The organism is Caballeronia sp. LZ024 (genome assembly GCF_031451455.1).
Lineage (GTDB): Bacteria > Pseudomonadota > Gammaproteobacteria > Burkholderiales > Burkholderiaceae > Caballeronia > Caballeronia telluris.
On record NZ_JARUXL010000004.1, the window covers coordinates 660,226 to 684,759 of the forward strand.

General features: G+C 65.4%; 25 protein-coding genes. 9 read left to right on the top strand and 16 right to left on the bottom strand.

Features of this window, described 5'->3' with window-relative positions; translation table 11 throughout:
• Positions 1 to 37: 37 nt before the first annotated feature.
• Positions 38 to 790, bottom strand: coding sequence for an SDR family NAD(P)-dependent oxidoreductase (locus tag QCE48_RS25175; RefSeq protein WP_309783017.1), 753 nt, complete (start codon positions 788 to 790; stop codon positions 38 to 40).
• A 10-nt stretch (positions 791 to 800) separates the two neighbouring features.
• Positions 801 to 1,646, bottom strand: coding sequence for an ureidoglycolate lyase (locus tag QCE48_RS25180; RefSeq protein ID WP_309783018.1), 846 nt, complete (start codon positions 1,644 to 1,646; stop codon positions 801 to 803).
• A 148-nt stretch (positions 1,647 to 1,794) separates the two neighbouring features.
• Here QCE48_RS25180 and QCE48_RS25185 point away from each other — a divergent pair, with 148 nt between their 5' ends.
• A complete protein-coding gene (locus tag QCE48_RS25185; protein ID WP_309783019.1) occupies positions 1,795 to 2,715 on the top strand; it encodes a LysR family transcriptional regulator in 921 nt (306 codons plus the stop codon).
• Positions 2,716 to 2,765: 50 nt separating this feature from the next.
• On the opposite strand, the gene QCE48_RS25190 is transcribed toward QCE48_RS25185, so the two are convergent.
• On the bottom strand, positions 2,766 to 3,197 hold the full coding sequence (locus QCE48_RS25190) for an OsmC family protein (protein ID WP_062632447.1): 432 nt from the start codon (positions 3,195 to 3,197) through the stop codon (positions 2,766 to 2,768).
• Between the two features lie 236 nt (positions 3,198 to 3,433).
• On the opposite strand from QCE48_RS25190, the gene QCE48_RS25195 reads away from it, so the two are divergent.
• Together QCE48_RS25195 and QCE48_RS25200 are read left to right on the top strand one after the other, a co-directional pair.
• The gene (locus tag QCE48_RS25195) at positions 3,434 to 4,774 is read left to right on the top strand and encodes an FAD-binding oxidoreductase (protein ID WP_309783022.1); all 1,341 of its coding nucleotides are present in this window, start codon (positions 3,434 to 3,436) and stop codon (positions 4,772 to 4,774) included.
• 92 nt (positions 4,775 to 4,866) lie between these two features.
• Complete coding sequence (locus QCE48_RS25200; RefSeq protein WP_309783023.1) at positions 4,867 to 5,517, top strand: DsbA family oxidoreductase; 651 nt, start codon at positions 4,867 to 4,869, stop codon at positions 5,515 to 5,517.
• Between the two features lie 15 nt (positions 5,518 to 5,532).
• Here the strand turns inward: QCE48_RS25200 and QCE48_RS25205 are convergent, their stop codons facing one another.
• The 3 genes from QCE48_RS25205 to QCE48_RS25215 form a co-directional block, all read right to left on the bottom strand.
• Positions 5,533 to 6,444, bottom strand: coding sequence for a flagellar brake protein (locus QCE48_RS25205; RefSeq protein ID WP_309783025.1), 912 nt, complete (start codon positions 6,442 to 6,444; stop codon positions 5,533 to 5,535).
• A gap of 94 nt (positions 6,445 to 6,538) precedes the next feature.
• Complete coding sequence (locus tag QCE48_RS25210) at positions 6,539 to 7,927, bottom strand: LLM class flavin-dependent oxidoreductase (protein ID WP_309783027.1); 1,389 nt, start codon at positions 7,925 to 7,927, stop codon at positions 6,539 to 6,541.
• Between the two features lie 83 nt (positions 7,928 to 8,010).
• Positions 8,011 to 8,886 (bottom strand): neutral zinc metallopeptidase, encoded by an 876-nt coding sequence (locus QCE48_RS25215; protein WP_309783028.1) that lies wholly within the window; start codon positions 8,884 to 8,886, stop codon positions 8,011 to 8,013.
• 440 nt (positions 8,887 to 9,326) lie between these two features.
• Here QCE48_RS25215 and QCE48_RS25220 point away from each other — a divergent pair, with 440 nt between their 5' ends.
• Genes QCE48_RS25220 through QCE48_RS25230 form a run of 3 tightly spaced genes read left to right on the top strand, consistent with a single transcriptional unit; the run spans position 9,327 to position 11,871 of the window.
• A complete protein-coding gene (locus QCE48_RS25220) occupies positions 9,327 to 10,739 on the top strand; it encodes a cytochrome ubiquinol oxidase subunit I (RefSeq protein WP_309783030.1) in 1,413 nt (470 codons plus the stop codon).
• 3 nt (positions 10,740 to 10,742) lie between these two features.
• Complete coding sequence (gene cydB, locus QCE48_RS25225) at positions 10,743 to 11,744, top strand: cytochrome d ubiquinol oxidase subunit II (RefSeq protein WP_309783031.1); 1,002 nt, start codon at positions 10,743 to 10,745, stop codon at positions 11,742 to 11,744.
• Positions 11,722 to 11,871, top strand: coding sequence for a hypothetical protein (locus tag QCE48_RS25230; RefSeq protein WP_309783032.1), 150 nt, complete (start codon positions 11,722 to 11,724; stop codon positions 11,869 to 11,871). The genes cydB and QCE48_RS25230 overlap by 23 nt, the downstream gene beginning before the upstream one ends.
• 41 nt (positions 11,872 to 11,912) lie before the next feature.
• On the opposite strand, the gene QCE48_RS25235 is transcribed toward QCE48_RS25230, so the two are convergent.
• The gene (locus QCE48_RS25235) at positions 11,913 to 12,968 is read right to left on the bottom strand and encodes a permease (RefSeq protein WP_309783034.1); all 1,056 of its coding nucleotides are present in this window, start codon (positions 12,966 to 12,968) and stop codon (positions 11,913 to 11,915) included.
• A gap of 61 nt (positions 12,969 to 13,029) precedes the next feature.
• Entirely contained in the window at positions 13,030 to 14,097 is a 1,068-nt protein-coding gene (mnmH, locus tag QCE48_RS25240; RefSeq protein WP_309783036.1) for a tRNA 2-selenouridine(34) synthase MnmH, read from the bottom strand.
• Between the two features lie 233 nt (positions 14,098 to 14,330).
• On the opposite strand from mnmH, the gene QCE48_RS25245 reads away from it, so the two are divergent.
• Together QCE48_RS25245 and eutC are read left to right on the top strand one after the other, a co-directional pair.
• Positions 14,331 to 15,707: an ethanolamine ammonia-lyase subunit EutB gene (locus tag QCE48_RS25245; RefSeq protein WP_309783037.1), complete on the top strand. Its 1,377-nt coding sequence runs from the start codon at positions 14,331 to 14,333 to the stop codon at positions 15,705 to 15,707.
• Positions 15,707 to 16,510 (top strand): ethanolamine ammonia-lyase subunit EutC, encoded by an 804-nt coding sequence (gene eutC, locus QCE48_RS25250; RefSeq protein ID WP_309783040.1) that lies wholly within the window; start codon positions 15,707 to 15,709, stop codon positions 16,508 to 16,510. Before QCE48_RS25245 ends, eutC begins: the two co-directional genes overlap by 1 nt.
• A 12-nt stretch (positions 16,511 to 16,522) precedes the next feature.
• Here eutC and QCE48_RS25255 read toward each other — a convergent pair whose 3' ends face one another.
• The 7 genes from QCE48_RS25255 to QCE48_RS25285 all read right to left on the bottom strand — a co-directional run bounded on the left by QCE48_RS25255 (position 16,523) and on the right by QCE48_RS25285 (position 22,583).
• Positions 16,523 to 16,696, bottom strand: a complete 174-nt coding sequence (locus tag QCE48_RS25255) for a DUF1328 domain-containing protein (protein WP_087628737.1) — start codon at positions 16,694 to 16,696, stop codon at positions 16,523 to 16,525.
• A 55-nt stretch (positions 16,697 to 16,751) separates the two neighbouring features.
• On the bottom strand, positions 16,752 to 17,552 hold the full coding sequence (locus QCE48_RS25260) for an alpha/beta hydrolase (protein ID WP_404982304.1): 801 nt from the start codon (positions 17,550 to 17,552) through the stop codon (positions 16,752 to 16,754).
• Between the two features lie 254 nt (positions 17,553 to 17,806).
• Positions 17,807 to 18,928: an OpgC domain-containing protein gene (locus QCE48_RS25265; RefSeq protein WP_309783042.1), complete on the bottom strand. Its 1,122-nt coding sequence runs from the start codon at positions 18,926 to 18,928 to the stop codon at positions 17,807 to 17,809.
• Between the two features lie 162 nt (positions 18,929 to 19,090).
• Positions 19,091 to 20,269 carry an ABC transporter ATP-binding protein gene (locus tag QCE48_RS25270; RefSeq protein WP_309783045.1) on the bottom strand — a complete coding sequence of 393 codons (1,179 nt, stop codon included), beginning with the start codon at positions 20,267 to 20,269 and terminating at the stop codon, positions 19,091 to 19,093.
• Positions 20,266 to 20,919, bottom strand: a complete 654-nt coding sequence (locus QCE48_RS25275) for an ABC transporter permease (protein ID WP_309783047.1) — start codon at positions 20,917 to 20,919, stop codon at positions 20,266 to 20,268. Before QCE48_RS25275 ends, QCE48_RS25270 begins: the two co-directional genes overlap by 4 nt.
• 9 nt (positions 20,920 to 20,928) lie before the next feature.
• The gene (locus QCE48_RS25280) at positions 20,929 to 21,822 is read right to left on the bottom strand and encodes a glycine betaine ABC transporter substrate-binding protein (RefSeq protein ID WP_404982145.1); all 894 of its coding nucleotides are present in this window, start codon (positions 21,820 to 21,822) and stop codon (positions 20,929 to 20,931) included.
• Positions 21,823 to 21,866: 44 nt separating this feature from the next.
• Positions 21,867 to 22,583 carry an ABC transporter permease gene (locus QCE48_RS25285; RefSeq protein ID WP_309783780.1) on the bottom strand — a complete coding sequence of 239 codons (717 nt, stop codon included), beginning with the start codon at positions 22,581 to 22,583 and terminating at the stop codon, positions 21,867 to 21,869.
• Positions 22,584 to 23,336: 753 nt separating this feature from the next.
• Between QCE48_RS25285 and QCE48_RS25290 the strand changes: the two genes are divergently transcribed.
• Complete coding sequence (locus QCE48_RS25290) at positions 23,337 to 24,092, top strand: TerC family protein (RefSeq protein ID WP_309783048.1); 756 nt, start codon at positions 23,337 to 23,339, stop codon at positions 24,090 to 24,092.
• A gap of 39 nt (positions 24,093 to 24,131) precedes the next feature.
• Here the strand turns inward: QCE48_RS25290 and QCE48_RS25295 are convergent, their stop codons facing one another.
• Entirely contained in the window at positions 24,132 to 24,533 is a 402-nt protein-coding gene (locus QCE48_RS25295) for a DUF4186 domain-containing protein (RefSeq protein ID WP_309783050.1), read from the bottom strand.
• Between the last annotated feature and the right edge of the window lies 1 nt (position 24,534).

Sequence of the window (24,534 nt, forward strand, 5' to 3'; positions counted from 1 at the left end):
GGTTGTCTCCTTGATGTTTTTCTTGAGCGTGTCGGTGTCAGTAAGTCGCCCGTCCTCCCGACAGGTCGAACACCGCGCCCGTCGTGAACGAGTTCTCCTTCGACACGAGCCACGCCACCATCGACGCGATCTCGTTCACTTCGACGAAGCGTCCGCGCGGAATCTTAGAGAGCATGTAATCGATGTGCTGCTGCGCCATCTGCTCGAAGATCTTCGTGCGCGCGGCAGCCGGCGTGATCGCGTTGACGGCGATGTCGAGCGCCGCGGTTTCCTTGCCGAGACTCTTGGTGAGCGCGATCACGCCCGCCTTCGCCGCGCTATAGGCCGACGCGTTCGGATTGCCTTCCTTGCCCGCGATCGACGCGATATTGACGATGCGCCCATACCCGCGCTCGATCATCGTGCGAACGATCGCCTGATTCACATGGAAGGTCGCGTTCAGATCGACGTCGATCACGCGCGACCATTCCTCGGCCGCGTAGTCGGCGAGCGGCGCATTCGCGCCCGCGATGCCCGCGCTGTGCACGAGCACGTCGATGGCGCCGAAGCGCGCGAGGGTCGTATCGGTCGCCTGCTGCACGGTATCGCGCTGCGTGATGTCGACGACGACCGTCAATACGTCGCCGAAATGTGCGAGCGCTTGCTTCGCGGCGGCGAGCGCGCCTTCGTCGCGATCCCACAGCGCGACGCGCGCGCCGCCCTGCAACAAACGCTCGGCCACGGCGAGGCCGATGCCCTGCGCGCCGCCCGTCACCACCGCGCCGCGCTTCGTGAAGTCGTATTGGTTCATCGCGTTCTCCTCATGCATCGACGGTGCGTTGCTGCTGCTCGCCGAGTCCTTCGATGCCAAGACGCATCGTCTGTCCCGCGCGCAGATAAACCGGTTCGGGCTTCTGTCCCATGCCGACGCCCGGCGGCGTGCCCGTCGAAATCACGTCGCCAGGTTGCAGGCTCATGAAGCGGCTCAGATACGAGACAATGTGCGCGACGTTGAAGATCATCGTGCTCGTGCTGCCGTTCTGGTAGCGCTTGCCGTCGACTTCGAGCCACAAGCTGAGACGCTGCGGATCGGGCACTTCGTCGGCGGTGACGAGCCACGGCCCGATCGGGCCGAACGTATCGCAGCCCTTGCCCTTGTCCCAGGTGCCGCCGCGCTCGATTTGATACTCGCGCTCCGACACGTCGTTGATCACGCAATAGCCCGCGACATGCGAAAGCGCGTCGGCTTCATCGATATACACGCCGCCCTTGCCGATCACGACGCCCAGTTCCACTTCCCAGTCGGTCTTCTTCGATCCGCGCGGGATGCGCACGTCGTCGTTCGGGCCGACCACGGCCGACAGCCACTTGTTGAAGACGACCGGCTCGGCCGGCACGGGCAGGCCCGATTCGGCCGCGTGATCCGCGTAGTTCAGGCCGATGCAGATGAACTTGCCGATGCGCCCGACGCACGGACCGATGCGTTCGCCGGCCGGCACGGCGGGCAGCGTAGCCGGGTCGAGCTTGCGCAGGCGCGCAAGTGTTTCGGGCAGGAGCGCGTCGCCCGCGACGTCGTCGATCACGCCGGACAGGTCGCGCACGGTGTGCGTGTTATCGAGCAGGCCGGGCTTTTCGCGGCCGGGGGCGCCGTATCGCAGCAGTTTCATCGGGTCTCCACCAATGCAGTTGTTCGAGGACGCATGCGCGTCTGCCCGCCAATGTAGGGAAAGCGCGCCGCTTTGAATAATGAAAGCTGCTGCTCGCGTGATAACTTTCCGTTATCTTCGCGTTGTCCCTAGTCATCTCTCTTGCCCCATGCTGCCCAACGTCGATTCGATTGCCGCGCGCCTGCGCCTGAAGCAACTTCGCCTGCTGATCGCGCTCGATGAACACGGGTCGCTCCATCGCGCCGCCGACGAAATGGCGCTCACGCAGCCCGGCGCGACCAAGGCGCTGCGTGAGATCGAGGCCACGTTCGGCGCGACGCTCTTCTCGCGCTCGCCGCAAGGCATCCAGCCGAACGAACTCGGACGCTGCGTGATCCGCTATGCGCGGCTGATTCACATGGACGTCGCGCATCTGCGAGAGGAAATGGCGGGCATCCTACAAGGCACGGGCGGCCGGCTCGCGGTCGGGTCGATCATGGGCGCGGTGTCGGGCGTGCTCGTGGACGCGCTCACGCGCCTGCGCGCGAAGCAGCCCGCGCTGACCGTCGAAGTGGTGGAGGACACGAGCGCGCGCCTGCTTGCGCTGCTCGACCAGGGACGGCTCGATCTGGCGATCTGCCGCGCGAGCGTCGCGCGCCAGCCGGATCACTACGATTACGTGGAACTGCGCGACGAGCCGCTGGCGATCGTCGCGGGACTCGCGCACGCGCTGATCGACGCGCCCGACGTCACGCTCGCCGATCTCGCGCAAAGCCGCTGGATCGTCTATCCGAGCATCATGCCGCTTCGAAGCCTGTTCGAGCGCGAGTTCAAGGAAGCGGGCTTGCCGCTGCCGCTGCATCCGGTGGAAACGTCGTCGACCATCACCACCGTCCTTCTGCTGCAACGCGACCCGACGCTCGTCTCGCTGATGCCACTCGACATGGCTCACTTCCTCACCGGGCACGGGCTCGCCCGGCGCCTCGCCATCGCGGTGCGCTCGCGCACGGAGCCTTACGGCATCGTCACGCGGCGCGGCGCGGCGCGGTCGGCCGCGACGAAGCTGATGATCGACGAACTGACCCAATGAAAAAGGCGCGGCCGGGCCGCGCCTTCTGCTTCATCGCGTCGCGCGATGCATCAGGATTCGAGTTCCGCGTTCAGCGTGATCTTGGCGTTATTGGCGAAGAGTTTCGACACCGGGCAGCCCTCCTTCGCCGCATTCGCCGCCTTTTCGAAGGCGGCCTTGTCGGCGCCGGGAATCTTCGCCTTCAGATCGAGCTGGCAGGCGGTGATCGAAAAGCCGTCGCCGACTTTGTCGAGCGTGACCGTTGACTTCGTTTCCAGGCTTTCGGCCTTCATGCCGGCCTGTTCGAGTTGCAGCGAGAGCGCCATCGTGAAGCAGCCCGCGTGCGCCGCGCCGATCAGCTCTTCGGGGTTGGTGCCCGGGCCGCTTTCAAAGCGCGACTGGAAGCCATACGGCGCGTCCTTCAGCACGCCGGTTTGCGTCGAAATGAAACCCTTGCCGTCCTTGATGCCGCCGCTCCATTTTGCCGATGCTGTCTTTTGCACGAGTGTTCTCCAGAAAATGTGACGTGGATTTGCTGCGACTGGCCGCCGCGCGGCGTGTCTTTCGCGCGTGCGAACCGATGAGTGCAGCACGCGCGATGCCCGGACGGTCGACGGATGTTAAACGGCCACTTATCATCGAACGTTTTCGCCCTGACCGGCGCGCGAAACGCGGGGCGCCCTCTTCATCCTAGCGGATCGGGGAACGGCGCGCAGACATCGAAAGTCATGGAGGCGGGATGGGTCCGCAAGTCGAACAGGTAAGCGAGGACCGGGCGTTGCCCGAACGTGCCGATGTGGTCGTGATCGGCGGGGGAATCATCGGCGTGTCGAGCGCGCTCTTTCTCGCGGAGAAGGGGCTGTCGGTCGCGCTGTGCGAGAAAGGCCAGATTGCGGGCGAGCAGTCGAGCCGCAACTGGGGCTGGTGCCGCGCGACGCATCGCGACCTGCGCGAACTGGAACTGAGCCTGGAAAGCCTGAAGCTGTGGCGCGAGATCGACACGAGGCTCGGCATCGAAACGGGCTTCCGGCAATGCGGCATCCTCTACGCCGCCGACGACGCCAAATCGCTCGCCGGTCACGAAGACTGGCTCGCGCGGGCACAGCGGCTCGTCGGGCGCGAGGGCATCGATTCGCGCATCGTCTCCGCCGACGAAACCGCGTCGCTCATGCGCGGCTCCGCGCGCCGCTTCGCGGGCGGCATCTACACGCCCTCCGACGGCCGCGCGGAACCGCAGCGCGCCGCGCCCGCCATCGCGAACGCGCTGCGACGCCGCGGCGTGAAGGTGCTGACGCCGTGCGCGGCGCGCGGCGTCGAAACGGCCGGCGGCGCGGTGAGCGGCGTCGTGACGGAATACGGGCTGATCCGTTGTGCGAGCGTCGTCGTCGCGGGCGGCGCCTGGACGCGGCGCTTCGCGGGGAATCTCGGCATCGACGTGCCGCAACTGATGGTGCGCTCGTCGGTCATGCGCACGGCGCCGGTCGCCGACGGTCCCGAGGTCAGCGCGTGCAATCAGGACATGGGTTATCGCAAGCGGCTCGACGGCGGCTACACGCTCGCGAACGCGTTCCACAGCTACCACGACATCACGCCCGACAGCTTCCGGCTCTTCGCGAAGTTCCTGCCCGCGTTCAAGAGCCAGTTCGGCTCGATCAAACTCGGTATCGGCGCGCGCTTCTTCGAAGAGCTGCGGCGGCCGCGCCGCTGGCCGCTCGACCGGCCGACCGTATTCGAAACCGTGCGCACGCTCGATCCGGCGCCGGTCGCTTCCTTCAACGACGCCGCGCTCGCCGAATTCCGTGCGATTTTTCCGGTGCTGGCGAACACGCCGGTGGCGCAGTCGTGGGCCGGTTATATCGACGTGACGCCGGATGCCGTGCCCGTGATATCGGGCGTCGAGCGCCTGCGCGGCGCGTTCATCGCGACGGGATTTTCGGGGCACGGCTTCGGCATCGGTCCGGGCGCGGGCAAGCTGATGGCGGACATCGTGGCGAACGACACGCCGCTCGTCGATCCGCGTGCGTTTCGTCTGTCGCGTTTCTTCGATGGCACGAAGATCGAACTCGACGGCGGGTTCTGAGCGCGACGGCGCACCGGCGCGTTAACATAACGGTTTCCGTTCAGACGGCGGCGCTCGCACGACGCGCGCCGCCCGCATCCCCGAGGCTTTTCATGGCATCCACGCCTGCTTTGTACGTCGACGTCTGGTCCGACTTTGTTTGCCCGTTCTGCTACCTGCAGACGCCCGTGCTCGACCAGTTGCGCAACGCCTATGGCGATGCGGTCGAGATCCGCTGGCACGCTTTCGAGCTGCGCCCCGAGCCGACGCCGCTGCCCGGCGCCAACAACGACGCGCTGATCGAACAGTGGGAAAAGTCGGTCTACCCGCTCGCGGCCGAGCGCGGCCTGACGTTGCGCATGCCGGCCGTCAACCCGCGCAGCCGCAAGGCGTTCGAGACGGCGATGTTCGCGCGCGAGTCGAATCGCTATGAACTCGTGCATCGCGCGCTCTTCAAGGCGTATTTCGAAGACGGCCTCGACATCGGCGACACCGACGCATTGCTCGACATCGCCGCGACCTGCGGCATCGATCCGGAATTGCTCGAAGAATCGCTGGCGGAAGGCGAATTCACCGACCTCGTGATCGAGGACGAAGACTTCGCGAAGAAGATCGGCGTGACCGGCGTGCCGTTCGCGGTGCTGTCGCGCGAGGGCGCGCCCGGCGAAGAGCCGCCTCCGCCCATCGCGCTGCGCGGCGCGGCGCCCGTACAGCACTTCGAAGCTGCCGTCGAACGACTCTTCCCCGACGGCTTTCCAAGCTGAACGCGCGCCCGCCTGCTAGCTGTGCTCGGCCATGAACGACTTCAGCGCAATGCGCTGCGACGGTTCGAGCGCCTCGAATTCCAGTCCGTAGGCCGCGCTCTGCGGCGCACCATCGGACGTGCCGACGTGGCGCACGATGGCGTGCGTGTCGATATGGACGTCGATGTCGTCGGTGTTGAAGTGAAACGACACCCGCAGCCGCTCGCCGACCTGCGCGCTCGGCTCGACTACCGCGAGCGACATCCCATACGGACTGATGTCGCACACCCGCCCCATTTGCCCGAGCGGCTGGGTTGCGCCTTCGGCTGAAAAGCGCGCGGCGAGCCGCGTCGGCATGCGCGCGAACTTGCGCGCCCTCAGACGCTTGATGCCGCCCGGCTCCGACAGCACGACATAGTTGAACGGCTCGCGGCACAGCGCATCGACCGTGCACGCGAAGCGGAACACGCCGCGCCCCGACAGCGCCACCATCTCCACCTGCTCGCCGTGAATCAGGTCCAGCGGGTCCATGCCGCTCATCACCGGCTGCGTGACGAACAGCGCGCGCTCGCCGTTGCGCCGCCCCGATGAGAAGCCGATCACGCGCGACGCATACATCGCCGAGCCGGCACCGACTGTCGCGCGCAGGCCCACGCGCGCGCCGATCGCGAGGCCGACGTCGTCGAGCTTGAGCGGTCCGGTCTCACGCGACGCGTCGGCGTCACGCGATTCGCGCGGCGCTTCGGCGTTCCGTCGACGATGCGGCTCAAAGTGCAGGAAGAGGAAATTGAGCGTGCTTTCGTCGCGCACGATGGTACCGGTATCAAACAGAAGCGCACCATCCTCCGCCACGATCGGCCATTCGAGCGGGGTTTGCAGCGGCACGTCCGCGGGCCCCAGACGAACCAGAGCAGGCAAGAGCGGCGCGACGACGGATTCCAGGGTCATTATTCGGACGATATTGAGATGATTCCGGCATCGTCCGACGCCGCCTATTTTTCGTCAAGTGTTTAATCGGCAACAATTACGTGCAAACGTTAATTTATGACGCTTTTCTGACCGACTCGCGTTGTTCTCGCCCAACCGACCCCGCATGCGCGTCCGGAAGATGCGCGCGCCCGGCGCCGAATATCTTCTCGCGCAGCGTACCGGACGCGTATTCCGTCTTGTACGCGCCGCGCGCCTGCAACTCGGGCACGACGAGATCGACGAAATCGCGATAACACTCGGGCGTGACCGTGCGCGCAAGGTTGAAGCCGTCGATGCCGGTGTCCTCGATCCACGCGACGAGTTCGTCCGCGACCTGCGACGCGCTCCCGACGAGCGTCGGGTAGCGCCCGCCGAGTTGCAACTCCTGAGTGAGGATGTCGCCGACCGTGCGCTCGCGGCCGGCCGCGGTCAGGTTCTTCACGACCGACTGGATCGCATTGTTCTTCACATAGCGGATCGGCTCGTTGCGCGCATAACGCGAGAAGTCGATGCCGCTCGAACTCGCGTAGTGTGCGAGACCGGCTTCGGGGCTCGCGTACTGCACGTAGTCGTCGTATTTTTCACGCGCTTCGCGCTCGGTGGCCGCCGTGACGATGGACATGCCCATGAAGAACTTGATGTCGTCGCGCTGACGGCCTTCGCGTTCGACTTCGTCGCGCACGCCACTCACGAGCTTCTTCAGCGCGCCGCGCTCCTGCTGCGAGACGAACACGCACTCCGCGTGGCGCGCGGCGAACGCCTGCCCGCGCCCCGACGACCCCGCCTGGAACAGCACCGGCGTGCGTTGCGGCGACGGCTCCGACAAGTGATAACCCTCGACGTCGTAGTACTTGCCGTGATGCGCGATCGGCCGCACGCGCGCCGGATCGGCGTAGACGCGCGCTTCGCGGTCCGCGCGCACCGCGCCTTCCTGCCAGCTTCGTTCCCACAACTCGTACACGACGTCGAGAAATTCTTCGGCGCGGTCGTAGCGTTCGTCGTGCTCGATCTGCTGGCCGAGGCCCATCGCCTTCGCGGCGCTCTCCAGATAACCGGTCACGATGTTCCAGCCGATGCGGCCGTTCGTCAGGTGATCGAGCGTCGAGAAGCGCCGGGCGAGCAGATACGGCAACTCGTAGGTCAGGTTCACCGTGACGCCGAAGCCGAGATGGCGCGTCGCGGCGGCCATCGCGGAGACGGTCAGGAGCGGATCGTTGACCGGAAGCTGGATCGATTCGCGCAGCGGCAGATCGACCGATTGCTGGTAGACATCGTAGACACCGACGATATCGGCGAGAAACAGGCCGTCGAACAGACCGCGTTCGAGCAACTGCGCGAGTTCCGTCCAGTACGCGATGTCCTTGTAGCGCGTCGACTGGTCGCGTGGATGCGTCCAGAGGCCATGATTGATATGGCCGACGCAGTTCATGTTGAAGGCGTTCAGCAGAATGTGTTTGGGCATGTCGGTGGATGCGCGAGCGGACGAATGAGAAGCGTAACCATCCGTCCGCCGGCAAGGAACCGACGATTTCTGCTTTGCTTATGTCAAAGCGTCGACGCCGCGAAGGTATCGCACTGACGGATGTCGCCGCTCGAAAGTCCGCGCTTGAGCCAGCGCTGACGCTGCTCGCTCGTGCCGTGCGTGAACGCTTCGGGCACCACGCGACCTTGCGTTTGCTTCTGGAGCCGGTCGTCGCCGATGGCCGCCGCCGCGTTCAGGCCTTCCGCGAAGTCGCCGGGCTCGATGAGTTTGGCGTTGTCGCGCTGCGCGGTCGCGGCCCAGACGCCGGCGTAACAATCGGCCTGCAACTCGACGCGCACGGACAGCGCGTTCGCGCGCTCGCGCGACATGCGCGAGCGCGCAGCGTCGACTTTCTCCGAAATGCCGAGCACGTTCTGCACGTGATGCCCGACTTCATGCGCGATCACGTAAGCCTGCGCGAAGTCGCCGCTCGCGCCGAAGCGTTCGCGCAGCTCGCGGTAGAACGACAAATCGATGTAGACCTTGCGGTCGGCGGGGCAATAGAACGGGCCCATCGCCGTTTCGCCGACGCCGCAGGCGGTCTGCGTGCCGCCCGAGAACAGGACGAGCTTCGGCGGCGGATAGTCCTGGTTGAACTGCGTGCGGAAGATTTCCTGCCAGGTGCGTTCGGCATTGCCGAGCACGCGTCGCACGAAGACGGCGCCCGCGTCGTTCGCGGGCGGCTGGTTCGCGGGCGCGGCCTGCTGCTGCGGCGCGTGTGACTGCATCTGCGAGGCGCCGTTGATGATCACCATCGGGTTGATGCCGAGGAAATACGAGGCCGCGAGCGCGACGACGAACGTCCCGATCCCGATACTGCCGCCGCCGACCCTAAATCCCCCGCCGCCGCCGCGACGGTCTTCGACATTCTGGCTTTCCGCTTCGTCATCGAGACGCATGGTATTTCTCCTCTTCTGGTCGCATCGGCGCGGCAAAAAAGCCGGTATGTTATCCGTCGAACCGTCCGGCACGGACGACGTCGTGACGACATGGCACAGTTCCCCACGTGCAGGTCCAAGCATTATGCGCACCACGCCCGACGTGGTATCGACCCAATAGCGCGAAATCACCCCGCGGCCCGATTGTCGCAGTGCGGTCGATTGTCGCGGAAATGGCTCACCGCGCGCGTCGACGCGCTCGTCCCGTGTTCTCGAAAATCAAGGCAATTCAGGGCTATACGCGCGGCAACTCCTTGATACTGCGGCATTTGCGCACATTCGCCAGTCTTTGACGCGACGCAACACGCATCTCGAAAGCTCGCTAAGCTTCGTCCGTCAAAAGCCGATCAACCGACAAAAGCGCGCCGCCGAGCGACGTACAAAACCCCGCCCAATCCATCATGCAATCGACTCAGGAAGCGCTGGATCTCGCGCGAATCCAGTTCGCCTTTACCGTATCGTTTCACATCATTTTTCCGGCGCTGAGCATCGGGCTCGCGAGCTTCATCGCGGTCCTCGAAGGCGCGTGGCTCAAAACCGGCCAAGCCGTCTACAAGGAACTGTGCCACTTCTGGTCCAGGGTTTTCGCCGTCGCGTTCGGCATGGGCGTCGTATCCGGCGTCGTGATGAGCTACGAGTTCGGCACCAACTGGGGCGGCTTCTCAAGCTTCGCCGGACCCGTCACCGGGCCGCTCCTCACGTATGAAGTGATGACCGCGTTCTTTCTCGAAGCGGGCTTCCTCGGGATCATGCTGTTCGGCTGGAACAAGGTCGGCAGGAAGGCGCACTTCGGCGCCACGCTGATGGTCGCGATCGGCACGATCATCTCGACGTTCTGGATTCTCGCCTCAAACAGCTGGATGCAGACGCCGCAGGGCTATCGCATCGAAGGCGACCACGTGGTGCCCGTCGACTGGTTCGCGATCATCTTCAATCCGTCGTTCCCGTACCGGCTCGCGCACATGGCGATCGCGGCGTTCATCGTCGCGGGGCTGGTCGTGGCCGCGACGGGCGCGTGGCATCTGCTGAAGGGCCGCCGCGATCCGGCGATCAAGAAGATGTTTTCGATGGCGCTCTGGCTGCTGCTCGTGCTGACGCCGGTGCAGGCGATCGTCGGCGATGCGCACGGCATCAACACGCGCGAATATCAGCCGGCGAAGATCGCGGCGATCGAAGGCCTCTGGGACACCGAGCAAGGCGGCACCGCGCTCAACCTGTTCGGCATCCCGGACATGGAAGCCGAGACGACGAAGTATGCCGTGTCGATTCCGCACCTCGGCAGCTTGATCCTCACGCACAGCTGGGACGGCGAGATTCGCGGACTCAAGTCCTTCCCGAAAGAAGACCGCCCGAATTCGACTGTCGTCTTCTGGAGCTTCCGGATCATGGCGGGACTCGGCGTGCTGATGATCGCGATGTCGGCGGCGGCCTGGCTGTTGCGCCGTCGCGGCAGGCTCTATGACTCGCGCGGATTCCTGCGTTTCGCGCTCGCGATGGGGCCGACCGGTTTCATCACGCTGCTCGCGGGCTGGGTGACGACCGAAGCAGGCCGCCAGCCGTGGGTCGTGTACGGCGTGATGCGCACCGCCGACGCCGTCTCGCCCGTCACGGCGCAGCAGGTCGGCGTCTCGCTGTTCGTCTTCGTGATCGTCTACACGCTCGTGTTCGGCACCGGCATCTACTACTTGCTGAAGCTCTTGAAGCACGGCCCGGCGCTGCCCGGCACGACGACCCACGCGCCCGGCATCGACGACGCCGGCCACACCGCGAGGCGCCCGTTGAGCGCCGTCAATCAATCGATCGAAGGAGCATAAGTCATGGATCTCACCGTTGCCTGGGCCGCGATCATCGCGCTGGGCGTGCTGATGTACGTCGTGCTGGACGGGTTCGATCTCGGCATCGGCATTCTGTTTCCGCTCTTCCCCGACGAGCACGACCGCGATGTCATGATGAACACCGTCGCGCCCGTCTGGGACGGCAACGAAACCTGGCTCGTGCTCGGCGGCGCGGGTCTGTTCGCCGCGTTCCCGATGCTCTATTCGACCGTGCTTTCCGCGCTCTATCTGCCGCTCGTGCTGATGCTCGTGTGCCTGATCTTCCGGGGCGTCTCGTTCGAGATTCGCGCGAAGGCGTCGCGCACGAAGCATCTTTGGGACCTTGCGTTCATCGGCGGATCGGCGGGCGCGACGTTCTTTCAGGGCGTGGCGCTGGGCGCGTTCCTCGACGGCATCCCGGTCGCCGATGGCCGTTTTTCCGGCGAAGCGTTCGGCTGGTTCACGCCGTTCAGCATGTTCACGGGCGTGGCGCTGGTAGTCACCTACGCGCTGCTCGGCTGCTGCTGGCTGATCGCGAAAACCGAGGGCGACCTGCAGCGGCGGTTTTACCGGATCGTGTGGCCGCTCACCGTCCTGCAACTCGCGACGATCGCCGTGGTCAGCATCTGGACGCCGTTTCAGGATCAAGGCATCGCGATGCGCTGGTTCGATTCGCCGCTCTTTTACCGGCTGCTGCCGGTGCCGGTGCTGGTGGTTGCGTGCGCGTGGATCATGCGGCGCTCGATTCGCTCCCGGCACGAGACACGGCCGTTCGCGATGGCGCTCGCGTTTGTGCTGCTTGGATTCGCGGGGCTCGTCGCGAGCATTTCACCGCATGACGTCTTGCCCGGCGTCTCGTTGTGGGATGCGGCCGCGCCACGCTCCAGCCAGTTGTTCACGATCGTCGGAGCAGCGGTCATCCTGCCCGTGATCGTGGCGTACACCACGCTTGGATATTGGGTCTTCAGAGGGAAGGTGCGGCATGGCGACCATCACTACCATTAAGGCCGCCGGACGCGGCAAGCTGGCGCGGGCTGGCTGGTTTGTGGCGCTCTGGTTCGCCGGAGTCGGCGGGGCGATGTTGCTCGCCCTGCCGTTCAAGCTGCTCATTCGGGCGGGCGCCGGACACTGAACCTCGGCTCGCAGCCGAGGCGCCGCCCCCGCGTCAATCCGCTAAAAGCCCGCCGCGACAGCAATCCCGCCCGCGACGATGCCAAACCCCACCACCGCCACCGACACCACCACGAGCACGCGCCGCGGAAACGACCGTCCGAGCATCGCGAGCGATGGCACGCTGATCGGCGGCAGCGTCATCAGCAGCGCACCGGCGGGGCCCGCCGCCATCCCGAGCGACAGCATCGCCTGGATGATCGGCACTTCGCCCGCCGTCGGAATGACGAACAGCATGCCCGCGACGGCGAACGCCACGATCCAGATCAGACTGTTGTCGATGTCCGGACCGATATGCGGAAAGAGCCACGCACGCGCCGCGCCGAGCAGCAGCACGAGCACGATGTACTCGGGCACGAGACGCAGCGTCATGCGGCCCAGAATCTTCATCCAGCGCGAAAACGCCGTGCCCGGCTCGTCCTCGTCGATCATCTGCTTGAGCGCGTCGCGCGACGCTTCCGCTTCCTTCGGCGTCACCATCCGGTTCACGACATAGCCGAGCCCGAACACCATCAGCACGCCGAGGCCGAGCCGCAAGCCCATCCACTGCCAGCCGAGCACGAAGCCCATGAACACGAGCGCCGCCGGGTTCAGCACCGTGTTGCCAAGCCAGAACGCGATCGCCGCGCCCGGCGCCGCCTGCCGCGCCCGCAATCCCGCGACGACGGGCGCCGCGCAGCACGTGCACATCATCCCCGGCAGCGACATCAGGCCGCCATTGACGACGCTCCCGAAGTCGCTGCGGCCCAGCGCGCGCGCCACCCACTGCGGCGGAATCAGCGCCTGCACGGCGGAGCCGAGCAGCAGGCCGAGTACCATCGCCTGCCAGATCGCCTTGCCGTAGGCCAGCGCGTAATCGAGCGCGGCCTTGAGCGACGGCTCGGGCGCGCTCGCGGCGGTGCCCATCAGGATCGACTTGCCGATCGAATGCTGACTCGCCGCGACGAACGCGCGGTTGTAGTACGGGAACCACTTCACGTAGAAGAGGCCGATCACGGCGATCAGCACAAACGTCACGAGGCCGAGCGCGATACGCGGTTGTCGATGGGCGGTGTTCATTTTTCTTGAGAGTAAGGCGTTGTTGAATGCGAATTCGATGCGAAGGTTCGAGCGCCGGTTTTCAACCGGTCGCCACGGCCGTTTCGTTCAGTTGGGCGAGAAGCGCCCTCGCCTGCTCGACGCTGTCGGCATCGTTTGGACGAAAGAGCACCTGCGTCGCGTGTTCCAGTTCGGTGAAATGCGCGCCGCTGCTGCGCGCATACGCCGGGTCGTAATGCAGGTCGATCAGTTCGGCGAACAACGCGCTCCTCGCGCCTTCGTCGATCAGCCGATGCCAGTGCATCACGCGCTCGCGGCTATGCAGGCCGATCAGCTTGGCGAGCTGCTGCTTGAAGAACGCGGGCTCGTCGAAGAGATGGCCGTAGTCCTGCAGCAGGAACGCGATGCGGTCGTCGTGGCTCGCTTCCACCTCGACGCACGCGCCGCGATGAAACGTCACGAGCAGCGACTCCGGCAGCGTGATCGAACCGATGCGCCGGCTCTCCGCCTCGACGAACACCGGCCGCGACACGTCGAAGCCGCGCAGCACGCCGACGAGCGCGGAGTCGAACCCTTTCTGCGACGGCTGCGGTTCGCCCGGCAGCGCGCCGAGCAGCGACCCGCGATGCGCGGCGAGCCCTTCCAGATCGAGCACCTGCGCGCCCGCCGCGCGCAACGCCTGCAACAGGCGCGTCTTGCCGCTGCCCGTATGGCCGACGAGCGCGACATAGCGAAACCGCTTCGGCAGCGCGTCCAGCAGATCGAGCGTCGCGCGCCGGTACGACTTGTAGCCGCCTTCAAGCTGACGCGCCTGCCAGCCGATCATATTGAACCAGGTCGTCATCGAGCCGGAGCGCTTGCCGCCGCGCCAGCAATAGATGAGCGGCCGCCAGTTTCGCGGACGGTCGGCGAAGGTGGTCTCGAGATGCAGCGCGATGTTGCGCGCGACCATCGCGGCGCCGACGCGCGTCGCCTCGAACGGCGACACCTGCTTGTACATCGTGCCGACGATTACGCGCTCCTCGTTGCTCAGAACGGGCGCATTGATCGCACCGGGAATGTGATCCTCGGCGAATTCGAGCGGCGTGCGGACGTCGACGACTTCGTCGAAATCCTTGAGCCGGTCCAGGTTCACGAGCAGATTTTTCAAGGTGACGACGCGCGTTTCGACGGTTGATCGGGACGCGAATTATCGCACGCAAGCGCTTTGGCGACCGGCGGAGCGCTCGCCGGCACGACGGACAGCCTGCCGAATTTCGATAACGCTCGCGGTTTTTGGCTCGCTACATTGGCGGTTCGGGCGGCGACGCTGCACACGCCGTCTCGCTTCCACGCGTTTTCGTCCAGAATATCCACGGTAAACCGCAGCAAAAGGACCGAGCGATGCCTTACGCACAGACCATCGGAACCCGAACCTACCGTTTCGCGGACCTCCGGACGCTGCTGGCGAAAGCCAGCCCATTGCGCTCCGGCGATCAACTCGCCGGCGTCGCCGCCGCAACGGAAGAGGAGCGCGTCGCGGCGAAAATGGCGCTGGCGGACGTGCCGCTGCGAACCTTCCTGACCGAAGCGGTGATCCCCTACGAGGACGATGAAGTCACGCGCCTCATCATCGACGATCACTCGCCCGAAGCCTTCGCGCCGGTTTCGCATCTGACGGTCGGCGACTTCCGCAACTGGCTCCTCGCCGACACGACGACCACCGAGATGCTCGTCGGCGTTACCGCCGGACTCACGCCGGAAATGGTCGCGTCGGTGTCGAAGCTGATGCGCAACCAGGATCTCATCCTCGCGGCCAAAAAACGCCCGGTCGTCACGCGCTTTCGCAACACCATCGGGCTGCCCGGCCGCATGTCGGTGCGCCTGCAGCCAAATCATCCGACCGACGACGCCAAAGGCATCGCCGCCTCGATGTTCGACGGCCTCATGTACGGCTGCGGCGACGCCGTCATCGGCATCAACCCCGCATCGGATTCGCTGAGCGCGATCACGGCGCTCCTCGTGATGATCGACGAATTCCGCCAGCGCTACGACGTCCCGACGCAATCGTGCGTGCTCACGCACGTGACCAATACGATCGCGGCCATCGAAAAGGGCGCCCCGGTCGACCTCGTGTTCCAGTCGATCGCCGGCACGGAAAAGGCCAACGCGAGCTTCGGCGTGTCGCTCGCGCTGCTTCGGGAAGCGCAGGAGGCGGGCCGCTCGCTCAGGCGCGGCACGGTCGGCGACAATCTCATGTACTTCGAGACCGGCCAGGGCAGCGCGCTGTCGGCGAATGCGCATCATGGCGTCGATCAGCAGACCTGCGAAGTGCGCGCCTACGCCGTCGCGCGCAAGTTCGAGCCGCTTCTGACCAATACGGTGGTCGGCTTCATCGGGCCGGAGTATCTGTACGACGGCCGGCAGATCATCCGCGCGGGTCTGGAAGACCACTTTTGCGGCAAGCTGCTGGGCGTGCCGATGGGTTGCGACATCTGCTACACGAATCACGCCGAAGCCGATCAGGACGACATGGACACGCTGCTCACGCTGCTCGGCGTCGCGAACGTCAACTTCATCATGGGCATTCCGGGCGCCGACGACGTCATGCTCAACTATCAGAGCACGTCGTTCCACGACGCGCTCTACGTGCGCCGGGTGCTGAACCTGAAACGCGCGCCGGAATTCGAAGCGTGGCTCGAATCGATGCGCATCACCGACGCGCGCGGCGCCTTGCTCGCGCAGGCCGCGCAGCCGCTCATCGAATGGATGCACGCGTGATGGACGACAAGCTAGCTTCGCCCGTCGACGAGAATCCGTGGGACGCGTTGCGCCGCTACACGAATGCGCGCATCGCGCTGGGCCGCGCGGGCAGCAGTCTGCCGACCGCGCCGCTGCTCGCGTTCGAGCTCTCGCACGCGCAGGCGCGCGACGCAGTGCACCAGCCGCTCGACACCGCCGCGCTGCACGATTCGCTGCGCGCCGCCGGCTTCGTTACGCTCGACGCCGCGAGCGCAGCGCCCGATCGCGATCACTATCTGCGCCGGCCGGACCTCGGCAGGACGCTCGGCGAGCAAAGCGCGGCCGCGCTCGCCGCGCACGGAAAGACGCTGAAGGAAGCGCCGGATGTCGTGTTCGTCGTCGCGGACGGTCTTTCCGCCTACGCGGCCGCGCGGCACGCCACGCCCTTCCTCGAAGCGTTGCGCCCTTCGCTCGCTGGCTGGAACGTCGGCCCGGCCGTCGTGGCGACGCAGGCGCGCGTCGCGCTCGGCGACGGCATCGGTGAGCTTTTACGGGCGCGCATCGTCGTGGTGCTGATCGGCGAGCGGCCGGGCCTCAGTTCTCCCGACAGTCTCGGCATCTACCTGACCTGGGCGCCGCGCATCGGCCGCAGCGACGCCGAACGCAACTGCATTTCGAACGTGCGTCCCGAAGGACTCGCGTATGCACCCGCCGCGTTCAAACTGGGTTATCTACTCAACGAAGCGCGCCGCCTGAAGCTGACGGGCGTCGGCCTGAAGGACGACAGCGATTCGTTGCTCGCGGCGTCGGCGAGACCGGGCGGCACGATCGAATCGGCGTGAAAGCGCGTTCGGCTACAGCACGAGCGACCCGGCCGAAATCGCGACGATCAGGAAAATCACGAACAGAATCAGGAAGATGAAGAAGCAGATCTTCGCGATGCCGGCGGCGCCTGACGAGACGCGTCCGAAGCCGAAGAAGCCCGCGATCACCGAGATGACCGCGAAGAGAATGGCGAGCTTGAGCATGATTGGTCCGATCTATTGATTGAAGTGGGACCGGTCAAGCAAGGGATGTTCCCGTTCAGCGCGTGCACGCCAGCGAATACTTCAGGCCCTCGGCGAGCAGCGCGCTCCAGACCGCCCACGTATGCCCGCCGTCGATGATGCGCAATTCCGCCGGCTGCCTCGCCTCGCGCAACTGCGTGTACAGCAGCGACGCTTCGGCCTGGATGCGCAAGTCGTCGTCGCCGGCTGCGATGAACATCGGCACGCGCAGACCGCGGCTCATATATGTTTGCCACTGCGAGGGATAGTTCAGCGTGCGCCAGACCAGCGGCTCGAATTGGCGGTCGCCGAACACGCCGACATAGCGCGCCGCCGAGGCCACCGGCGGCGCGCCCGCATAAATGGCCGGGCCGAGCAGCATCGCGCCGCAGAAAAGCTGCGGACGCGTCATCGCATAACGCAGCGCGCCGAAACCGCCCATCGACACGCCGCCGATCACGCGACCCTCGCGGCCCGTCTGCGCGGCGTATTTCGTTTCGATCTCCGGCATCAGTTCTTCGAAAAACGCAGTTTCGATCGGCTCCTTGCGATCGACGTACCAGTCGGTGCCGCCCTGCGGCATCACGATCAGAAGCGGCGGAATCTCGCGTTGCGCGATCAGCCGGTCGACGATCGTTTGCAGATGGCCTTGCGTGATCCAGTCGTAGGCATCGCCGTTGTTTCCGTGCAGCAGATACAGCACGGGATAGCGCTCGTCGCTCGGCGCGTAGCCGGGCGGCAGATAGAGCACGTAAGGCCAGTCGCGATCGAGCGCTTCGGAATGCATCGTGCGCGCGACGACCTTGCTGCCCGCCGCCGACGTCAGCACGGCAGGCATCGGTTTCACCGATGCCGCCGCGTGCTGGCCGGCTTTCGCGCCGTGCATCGACTCGCTCGCCGCTGTCGACGCAGGTTGCGGCGCCGCGTGAGCGGCGGCGATCGCGCCGGCGGCGGCGAGACTGACCGTTAGTCGCGTTTTGGCGCGCGGCGCGCGGCGATTGGCGAAGAGCATGCGGAAGCGTTCGAAAGGCGTGATCTGAAAGCAAAACGCGCCGGCTTGCGGCGCGGTTCCGAGGAAAACCGGCTAGCGGCTCAACGTGCGCTGCGGGCGGCTCTGCCCGCGTCGAGCGCAGGCTTGGGCGTGATCGCGTGGACGAGCGGCCGCCGCAATTGCGGCACGGCGAGCAGCAGCGAAATCGCGACGGCGTCGGCGGCGAACCCGAGCGGCACGTTGATATAGCCGCTCGTCAGCGTGAACAGCACCGAATCGACGACGAGCGAGATCACCGTGCCCGCGACGAAGCAGACCATGCCGTCGCGACCGACCGCGCCGATCCACGGCAGGCGCGCGGCGACCTGTTTCACGACGCCGTAGCGCACGAGATTCGCCGCGAGCCACGCGATCGCCAGGAAGTTCGCGACGCGCGCGCCGGCCAGATTGCGCTTGAAGTCGCTGTCGATGGCGCCGGCCGGCAGAATCAGCTTGTAGTACGCCATGCCCGCGACGACGGCGAGCGCGGCCACGCTCATTACCCAGCCGAATCGGTGCGAACTCACGCGCTGGTAAATCGGCTGGCAGCGCGCGAGCACGCCCAGCACGAACATCAGCTGCCAAGCGGCCGGGTTGAAGTCCCAGAGGTTGTCGTCGACGGACGGCAGGTAGTCGCCCAGTTGCGGCGCGAGCATCCACAGCACCACGCTCCCGCCGAGCAGGAGCCACGGCTTCGAGCGCGCGAGCGGCAGCAGGAGCGGCACGGCCAGCGCGAAAAACGCGTACATCGGCAAGACCGCCGCGAGATACGGCTGGCGCTTGAGGAGCAGGATGTCGGCGATGGACGCGACCGGCGCGCTCAACAGGCTGTCGAGGTCGCCGTTTGCGAGGTTCGGCGCGCTGCCGTAGAACGGTCGCAACACGAAGCTCGCGAGCAGCATCAGTGCGGCGGTCACGAGAAACGCGCGGTAGATCTCGAACGAGCGCCGGACGAAACGCCCGCGCGCGACGCTTTCCGACTGGCGCGACGCGAGCGACACATACGCCGTGGCCGTCGCGAAGCCGCCGAGGAACACGAAGACTTCGGCGGCGTCGTTGAGCGCGAACGCGTGCAGCGTGAAGCGCGAGACCATGCTGCCGCCGATGTGATCGACGACGATGACCAGCAGAACCAGACCGCGAAAGAAGTCGAGTTCGACAAAGCGTTGAGATTTTCCCTGCATGCGGCGTTCGGGTAGCGCCTGCGCGATGCAGGCTGTGACCAAGGCGGAGCCGCCCGAAAGGCGGCTCAAACGGACTTGGAGTTTACCCTAATTGCTGCAATGCAATGCGCTCGGAGTCTGCTAAGACGTATCAAATGTTTACGCAGAGATACGCCCCCAATTTCACACGCTCGACGCTTCTGCCGCCGCCACCGCCGGCGAGACGATCGCCGCCTGCCCCGTCTGACGGCGCGAACGCCCGGAACTCAGATAATCGGCGATCGAATCCTGCGTGACTTCTCCCACATAGTGACCATCCGCGTCGATGACGGGCATCCACGACGAATTGAATTGATACATCTTCGACAGCACGATGCGCAGGTTGTCGTCGACGGAAACCGTCGTCGCGAACGGTTTCAGCGCGTCGGCGCACGGCCCGCGCCCGTTGCGCGCCACGCGCCGCTGAACGTAGCCGAGCGCGCGCCGGTCGTCGTCGAGCACGGTCAGGTAGCGGTTGTCGCTCTCTTCCATCATCTGGTAGGCAGTGGCGAGCACCGTGTCGGGGCGCGCGGTGTCGGGGTGCGTCGCGGCGTCGCCGGCCTTCACCAGCAACAGGCGCTTGAGCGTGCTGTCCGCGCCCACGAACGCGCCGACGAATTCGTCGGTCGGATGCGCGAGCAGCGTGTCCGGATGGTCGTACTGCACGAGCTTGCCGCGACGGAAGACCGCCACGCGGTCGCCGAGCTTGATCGCCTCGTCGATGTCATGGCTCACCATGATCACGGTCTTCTTCAGTTGCCGCTGCATCTGGAAGAACTCGTTCTGGATCGACTCGCGGTTGATCGGATCGACTGCGCCGAACGGCTCGTCCATCAGCAGCACGGGCGCGTCGGCGGCGAGCGCGCGGATCACGCCGATGCGCTGCTGCTGCCCGCCCGACAGTTCCTTCGGATAGCGCTTCAGATACAGCTTCGGATCGAGCGCGACCATCGACATGAGTTCGGTCGCGCGCTCGCGGCAGCGCTTCTTGTCCCAGCCCATCAGGCGCGGCACGATGGTGATGTTTTCCTCGATCGTCATGTTCGGAAAGAGGCCGATCTGCTGGATCACGTAGCCGATGTGGCGTCGCAGTTCGACTTCGTTCAGCGACATCGTGTCTTCGCCGTTGATCAGCACGCGGCCCGAGGTCGGCGCGATCAGGCGGTTGATCATCTTGAGCGTCGTCGTCTTGCCGCAGCCCGACGGCCCGAGAAACACGCAGATTTCGCCCTCGCCGACGGAGAGGCTCACGGAATCGACGGCCGTCACTTTCTGGCCGTCCTTCTGGGTGAAGGTCTTGGTGAGTTGGTCGAGTTCGATCATGCTTTTTGTACTCCCTTCGGTGTCAAAAGGCGCTGGAGCGCCTGCAATGCCAGGTCGGCGACGATCGCGAGCAGACTCACGAGCACCGCGCCGACGAGCAGCTTCATCATGTTGCTCTGCCCGATCGCGCGGACGATCAGGCTGCCGAGCCCGCCCGCGCCGATCACGGCCGCGATCGTCATCACGCCGATGTTCATCACGACCGCCGTGCGCACGCCGCCGAGAATCACCGGCACCGCGAGCGGCAGGTCGACGAGGCGAAGCCGCTGCCAGTACGTCATGCCGATGCCGACGCCCGCTTCCTTGATGCCGGGATCGACGTTGCGCAGCGCGAGATACGTGTTGCGCATGATCGGCAGCAGCGAATAGAGGAACACGGCGACGATCGCTGGCACCGCGCCGATGCCCTGGCCGAAGCGCGAGAAGATCGGGATCATCAGGCCGAAGAGCGCGATCGACGGCAATGTGAGGATGACGGTCGCCACGCCGAGCATCGGCGCCGCGAGCCATTCGTGGCGGCTGATGAAAACGCCGAGCGGCACGCCGACGAGAATCGCGCATCCCACCGCGACGCCCACCAGATAGATGTGCTGAAGCGTGAGCTGGATGAGTTCGGGCCAGTTGGCCGAGAGATAGTCGATTACGTTCATCGTGGCCCCTTATGGCAGCTTGTGCGTGCGCAGGAACTCGGCGGCGACCGCCGGCACCGATTTGCCGTCGATGTCGATCTGCTTGTTCATTTCCAGCACGACCTCGTTGTTGAGCGCCGCCGACAGCGCGTTGAGCTGCGCCGCGAGTTGCGGGTTCTGGTCGAGAACCGGCTTTCGCACGACGGGCGTCGCGTTGTACGCCGGGAAATAGTGGCGGTCGTCTTCGAGCGGCACGATGTCGAAGCCCTTCACGCGGCCGTCCGTCGTGTAGATCAGTCCGATCGACACCTGGTTGTTGTGCAGCGCCGTGTAGACGAGGCCCGGGTCCATCTGGCGCACTTCCGGACGGCTGAAGTCCATGCCGTAGGCGGCTTCGAGCGGCTTCAGGCCGTCGGGGCGATTCGCGAACTCGGCGTCCATCGCGAAGACGTGCTTCTTGCCCGGCTCGTTTCTGATCTTCTCCGCGAGCTGCGAAATCGTGCGGATGCCGGTCTCTTTCGCCGCCTGCTGCGGCAGGCCGAGCGCGTAGGTATTGTTGAGCGGCGACGCGTCGAGCCACACGAGATCGCGTTTGGCATCGAGTGCCTTCACGCGCTCGTACATCGTCTTCGGATCGAGCTTTTCCGTGATCTTGTTGTAGACGATCGCGGCCGTGCCCGTGTATTCCCACGTCAGGTCGACCTGGCCGTTTTCCTGCGCGCTGCGCAAGAGCACGCTGCCGAGGCCCGTGCGCGCATCGATCGTGTAGCCCTTCGAACGAAGATACTGCGTCGTGATCTCGACGAGCACGTATTGTTCGGTGAAGTTCTTGCCGCCGATCACGAGGCTCGCGGCGTGCGCCTGCAGCGTCGTGCCGATCATCGCGGCGAGCACGAGCCAGCGCTTGAGCATCGAAGCTCTCATCGTTGTGTTCTCCTTGGCGTGTTGTCGGGTATCTGCTTCGCGCATCACGCCGCAAGCCCGCGCCGCGCGAGCGCGCGCCGGCTGCCCGCCGCGACGATGCCGTCGAGCACGAGCGCGAGCACCGCCGTGGCGGCCGCGCCGAGCAGCATCTGCTGCTGGTTGTTCAGATAGATGCCGGGGAAGATCAGCGTCCCGAGGCTGTCGGCGCCGATCAGGTACGCGAGCGGCGCGCTGCCGACGTTGATCGCGAGCGCCGTGCGGATGCCGCCGACGATGATCGGCAGGGCATTCGGCAGTTCCACGCGGGTGAGCGACTGCCACGGCGTCATGCCGATGCCGCGCGCCGCCTCGCGCAGCGCGGGCGACACGTTTTTCATGCCCTCATACGTGTTGCGCGTGATCGGCAGGAGCGACGCGAGAAAGAGCGCCGTGATCGCGGGACGGTCGCCGATGCCGAAGATGCCGAGCGCAATCGCCAGCACGGCGAGCGACGGAATCGTGTTGCCGATGTTGAAGATCTGCATGAAGCGCTCGGCGTGACGCGAGAGCGATTCGCGGGAGAGCAGCACGCCGGCCGGCACGCCGACGACGAGCGCGAGGGCCATCGAATAGCCGACGAGCGCGAGATGGCGCGCCGTGTAGTAGACGAGATCGGCGCGATACTGCGCGAACGCGTCGGCGCCGATCGCGCGCGCAAGCAGCACGACGACGATACCGATCGCGACGACGGCCGCGGCAATCCTGACGGGACGTGGATTGATCAAACTGAAAGTCTCCTTGTTCGATGCGCCGTCGCCATCGGCCACGGTCAGCGCAAGCGGCTGTCCGCGAAAAATGGCAAGACGGCGCAGCGGCGCCATTCGACGCCTTGCTGGAAAAAGTTCGACCGGACCGCGCTTGCGCGAGCCTGGGCCCGGCAGCGCAGTTTGGCCGGCTGATCGGCCGGCGCGAGTCGGCAGGGACATTCGATGACAAACGACGGGACGAAAGCCCGCAAGCCGCGAAAGAACCCTGTTTTTTGCCCGTCGCCGATGGCTGGTTGCCGGAGCGCGAACTAGCGTTGGCGAACGGGACGGATACCGTCGCTGGGACGGCAGTGAATCAGCATGCGACCGGCGAGCCGGCGCGGGCTGAATGGACGGACCAAGCACAACTTTGCTAGTGAAGCAAATTCGAGGCCTGGTCGTGCAGGCACGGGTTCTCGTCGCTGCAAACTGAAAGCGAAACGCACATCTGTTTGCTTTGCGCCGCGAACCCCGCGCAACTATCTGTGAACTGCATCGATTGTGTTGGCGACGCGGCAGTATATAAAATTGAGACAGCCGCGTCTACCTTTGAAAAATCGCGCTCGCCGACAAAGCGTCGTCCAGTCCGTCCCGAACTTTTTTCAAGAACCCCGCTCTGATATTTTCAATTACCTTTCATCGTGAGGCCGGCGTCGGGTATGATCGGCGGCCTCGACAGCGCGCCGCGCTTGGCCGAACATAACGAATCCTCCACGACACTCGAACCACATGGACTATTTCCTGGCACTGGCAAGCGATCCCGCCGCCTGGGCTGCACTCGCGACACTCGTGGTCATGGAAGTCGTGCTCGGCATCGACAACCTGATCTTCATCTCCATTCTCACCAACAAACTGCCGCCCGAGCATCGCGCGCGCACGCAGAAGATCGGCATCGGGCTCGCGCTGATCATGCGGCTCGGTTTGCTCGGCACGATCGCGCTGATCGTGCGCCTGACGACGCCGATCTTCGAGGCATTCGGTCACGGCTTCTCGTGGCGCGACCTGATCCTGATCGCGGGCGGCGTGTTTCTCGTGTGGAAGGCGACCAAGGAGATCCATCATCACGTCGCGCACGACGACGATCTCAGCGACGGCGGCGCTGTCAAGACGTCCGGACTTTCGCCGATGTCGGCGATCGGACAGATTCTGGTGCTCGACCTCGTGTTCTCGATCGACAGTATCGTGACGGCCGTCGGCATGACGGAGCACATTCCGATCATGTTCATCGCGGTGATCGCGGCGGTGACGGTGATGCTGTTTGCGGCCGGCCCGCTGTCGCGCTTCATCGAGCGCAATCCGACCATCGTCATGCTGGCGCTCGGGTTCCTGCTCGTGATCGGGATGACGCTGATCGCGGAAGGGTTCGGGTCGCATGTGCCGAAGGGGTATATCTACGCGGCGATGGCTTTCTCGGCGCTGGTGGAGGGGTTGAATATGCTGTCGCGGCGGGCGAAGTCGCGAAGAAGCGCGCAGCAGCCGCGTTGAATCCACGGCACCGCGCGGCGGACGCCGTGCGGTGCCGAGTCAGAACGGAAGCTCCGACTGCCGCGCGTCCTTCCTCGGCTTCACCTCTCGCTTCGCCTCTTCCCGCAGCCACCGCGCAATCGCATCGACGACGTGCTGCCGCTCGGCGTCATCCAGCGCCCTTCCCGCTTCGATCCCATGCCATTTCGCGAGACAGCCACGGCAGCACGTCGCGGTCGCGTGCTGTGCGATGAACACTGGGTGACCGCGAAACGGCGTCTGCTTGCCATCGTTCGAAAGCATCGCGGGAGCGAGCCGTTTATCGATCAATTCGTGTGCGTGCGCGATTACTTCGTCGAGCCCTTTATCGTGCAGATAAGCCAGCTCGCGCGCGCCGAGGCTGAAACGCCTGCGAAACGCGGACTTCGTTAGCGCCTCAAACAGCGAATCGAGAGCGCGCATC

What these genes read in the sequence shown, in the direction of transcription:
- QCE48_RS25175 (WP_309783017.1), bottom strand. Translation starts at nt 790, where the DNA reads ATGAACCAATACGACTTCACGAAGCGCGGCGCGGTGGTGACGGGCGGC.
- QCE48_RS25180 (WP_309783018.1), bottom strand. Translation starts at nt 1,646, where the DNA reads ATGAAACTGCTGCGATACGGCGCCCCCGGCCGCGAAAAGCCCGGCCTG.
- QCE48_RS25185 (WP_309783019.1), top strand. Translation starts at nt 1,795, where the DNA reads ATGCTGCCCAACGTCGATTCGATTGCCGCGCGCCTGCGCCTGAAGCAA.
- QCE48_RS25195 (WP_309783022.1), top strand. Translation starts at nt 3,434, where the DNA reads ATGGGTCCGCAAGTCGAACAGGTAAGCGAGGACCGGGCGTTGCCCGAA.
- QCE48_RS25200 (WP_309783023.1), top strand. Translation starts at nt 4,867, where the DNA reads ATGGCATCCACGCCTGCTTTGTACGTCGACGTCTGGTCCGACTTTGTT.
- QCE48_RS25205 (WP_309783025.1), bottom strand. Translation starts at nt 6,444, where the DNA reads ATGACCCTGGAATCCGTCGTCGCGCCGCTCTTGCCTGCTCTGGTTCGT.
- QCE48_RS25210 (WP_309783027.1), bottom strand. Translation starts at nt 7,927, where the DNA reads ATGCCCAAACACATTCTGCTGAACGCCTTCAACATGAACTGCGTCGGC.
- QCE48_RS25215 (WP_309783028.1), bottom strand. Translation starts at nt 8,886, where the DNA reads ATGCGTCTCGATGACGAAGCGGAAAGCCAGAATGTCGAAGACCGTCGC.
- QCE48_RS25220 (WP_309783030.1), top strand. Translation starts at nt 9,327, where the DNA reads ATGCAATCGACTCAGGAAGCGCTGGATCTCGCGCGAATCCAGTTCGCC.
- cydB (WP_309783031.1), top strand. Translation starts at nt 10,743, where the DNA reads ATGGATCTCACCGTTGCCTGGGCCGCGATCATCGCGCTGGGCGTGCTG.
- QCE48_RS25230 (WP_309783032.1), top strand. Translation starts at nt 11,722, where the DNA reads ATGGCGACCATCACTACCATTAAGGCCGCCGGACGCGGCAAGCTGGCG.
- QCE48_RS25235 (WP_309783034.1), bottom strand. Translation starts at nt 12,968, where the DNA reads ATGAACACCGCCCATCGACAACCGCGTATCGCGCTCGGCCTCGTGACG.
- QCE48_RS25245 (WP_309783037.1), top strand. Translation starts at nt 14,331, where the DNA reads ATGCCTTACGCACAGACCATCGGAACCCGAACCTACCGTTTCGCGGAC.
- eutC (WP_309783040.1), top strand. Translation starts at nt 15,707, where the DNA reads ATGGACGACAAGCTAGCTTCGCCCGTCGACGAGAATCCGTGGGACGCG.
- QCE48_RS25255 (WP_087628737.1), bottom strand. Translation starts at nt 16,696, where the DNA reads ATGCTCAAGCTCGCCATTCTCTTCGCGGTCATCTCGGTGATCGCGGGC.
- QCE48_RS25260 (WP_404982304.1), bottom strand. Translation starts at nt 17,552, where the DNA reads ATGCCTGCCGTGCTGACGTCGGCGGCGGGCAGCAAGGTCGTCGCGCGC.
- QCE48_RS25265 (WP_309783042.1), bottom strand. Translation starts at nt 18,928, where the DNA reads ATGCAGGGAAAATCTCAACGCTTTGTCGAACTCGACTTCTTTCGCGGT.
- QCE48_RS25270 (WP_309783045.1), bottom strand. Translation starts at nt 20,269, where the DNA reads ATGATCGAACTCGACCAACTCACCAAGACCTTCACCCAGAAGGACGGC.
- QCE48_RS25275 (WP_309783047.1), bottom strand. Translation starts at nt 20,919, where the DNA reads ATGAACGTAATCGACTATCTCTCGGCCAACTGGCCCGAACTCATCCAG.
- QCE48_RS25280 (WP_404982145.1), bottom strand. Translation starts at nt 21,822, where the DNA reads ATGAGAGCTTCGATGCTCAAGCGCTGGCTCGTGCTCGCCGCGATGATC.
- QCE48_RS25290 (WP_309783048.1), top strand. Translation starts at nt 23,337, where the DNA reads ATGGACTATTTCCTGGCACTGGCAAGCGATCCCGCCGCCTGGGCTGCA.
- QCE48_RS25295 (WP_309783050.1), bottom strand. Translation starts at nt 24,533, where the DNA reads ATGCGCGCTCTCGATTCGCTGTTTGAGGCGCTAACGAAGTCCGCGTTT.